Genomic DNA, 1,748 nt, shown 5'->3' with positions numbered 1-1,748 from the left:
CAAACCGGACCTGATGGTCCAACTTTTTGTCCGCAGTCCCGTTTGCTAGAGGAGGCTGGAATGGACAAGGCTGAGTTGCGGCGGGCGGTGATTGCTCGGCGTAATGCTCTTGATTTGGATGTGCGGGCGGCGAAGTCTGCCGTTATCTGTACGCGGCTGGTTGAGCTGTTGGATCGCTTGGGCGCCACAGCACCGCACACCGTTGCCGTCTATGCCGCCATGGGCTCCGAGGCAGACCCTGCCGCCTTTGCCGTGGCGGCCGCCAAACGCGGCTGGCGCGTCGCCTATCCGTGCATGCTCTCGGCAACTGACGCCGCGTCCTGTGGCCAGCGTATGTGCATGCGGGCAGTCGCAGCTGGAGACGCGGCCGTGGCCCCGTTTATCGCCCACCCCACGCGGGCCTTCGCCGCCACGGACATTGACAGCGACCGCTTCCCCATCGTGCCTGCCGAGGCTCTCAACATGATCGTCGTGCCGCTCGTGGCCTTCGACCACACCGGCGCGCGCCTAGGCTACGGTGGCGGTTGCTACGACCGCTACCTGCCCATGCTCTCGCCCGCATGTCAAATCATCGGCATCGCCTTTGATGAGCAGCGTGTCGACCACGTTCCCGCCGACGCCCACGACCTGCCGCTGTCCCACATCATCAGTGCCTAACGGCCGGTGCACCTCCCGACGGCCTAGTGCTCCTCGCCGGCGCGGGCCAGATCGTAGGGCGTGGTCTGGTAGACGTAGTAGTTGAGCCAGTTGGTATAGAACAGCTGAGCCTGGCTGCGCCAAACGTTGCGCGGCTCGGCGGTGGGGTCGTCGCCCGGGAAGTAATGCGCCGGCACCTCGGGATCAAGCCCGCGCTTCACGTCGCGCTCGTACTCCAGACGCAGCGTGTCGGTATCGTACTCGGGATGACCAAATACAAAGAAGCGGCGGCTGTCGGTCGACTTGACGATGTACAGGCCCACCTCGTCGGACACGGCAACGACCTCGAGCTGCGGCTCGGCCTCCACGTCCTCGCGGCGCACATCGGTGTTGCGCGAATGCACGGCATAGAAACGGTCGTCAAAGCCGCGGACCAGCGGGCTCTGCGGCTTCACCAGATAATGCTCAAAGACTCCGCTCGCCTTTGCCGGCAGATCGTACTTCTGGATACCGTAATGATGGTAGAGCCCCGCCTGCGCGCCCCAGCAAATGTGCAGCGTAGAGTGCACGTGCGTGGTGGACCAATCCATGATCTGGCAGAGCTCGGGCCAGTAGTCGACCTCCTCGAACGGCATCTGCTCCACCGGCGCGCCCGTGATGATCAGGCCGTCGTAGTGGATGTCGCGGATATCGTCGAACGTGCGGTAGAACGTCTCCAGGTGGCCGGCGCTTACGTGCGTTGCCTCGTGCGTCTTGGTGCGCAGCAGGTCCACCTCCACCTGCAGCGGCGTGTTGGAGAGCTTGCGCATAATCTGCGTCTCGGTGGCGATCTTGGTGGGCATGAGGTTGAGGATGAGCACGCGCAGCGGACGGATGTCCTGATGCAGCGCGCGGTACTCGGTCATGACAAAGATGTTCTCGCTCTCGAGCTGCGCGGCGGCAGGGAGGGCGTCGGGAATGCGAATGGGCATGGAAGCTCCTAACGAGTCAGTTGCAGCTATGGTACAACGACCGGCCCCATCCGCGCGAGCACATCCCCCAGCGGTAGATTTTTGGGACATGCCTTTATTTCCCTTGATTATCGACTTTATCCGAACACCTCCCACATTCAT

The 1,748-nt window shown here is 63.0% G+C and carries 2 protein-coding genes; one reads left to right on the top strand and one right to left on the bottom strand.

Annotation, left to right across the window (positions count from 1 at the left end; translation table 11 throughout):
• The first annotated feature begins 60 nt into the window (after positions 1-60).
• Positions 61-657: a 5-formyltetrahydrofolate cyclo-ligase gene (locus DW151_RS10355; protein WP_118335754.1), complete on the top strand. Its 597-nt coding sequence runs from the start codon at positions 61-63 to the stop codon at positions 655-657.
• A 23-nt stretch (positions 658-680) separates the two neighbouring features.
• Here the strand turns inward: DW151_RS10355 and metA are convergent, their stop codons facing one another.
• A complete protein-coding gene (gene metA / locus DW151_RS10350; protein WP_118335752.1) occupies positions 681-1,607 on the bottom strand; it encodes a homoserine O-succinyltransferase in 927 nt (308 codons plus the stop codon).
• Positions 1,608-1,748: the final 141 nt, after the last annotated feature.

It is taken from the genome of Collinsella sp. AM13-34 (assembly GCF_003473055.1).
In the GTDB taxonomy this organism is placed as follows: Bacteria; Actinomycetota; Coriobacteriia; order Coriobacteriales; family Coriobacteriaceae; genus Collinsella.
This window is presented reverse-complemented; position numbering and strand designations above follow the sequence as displayed.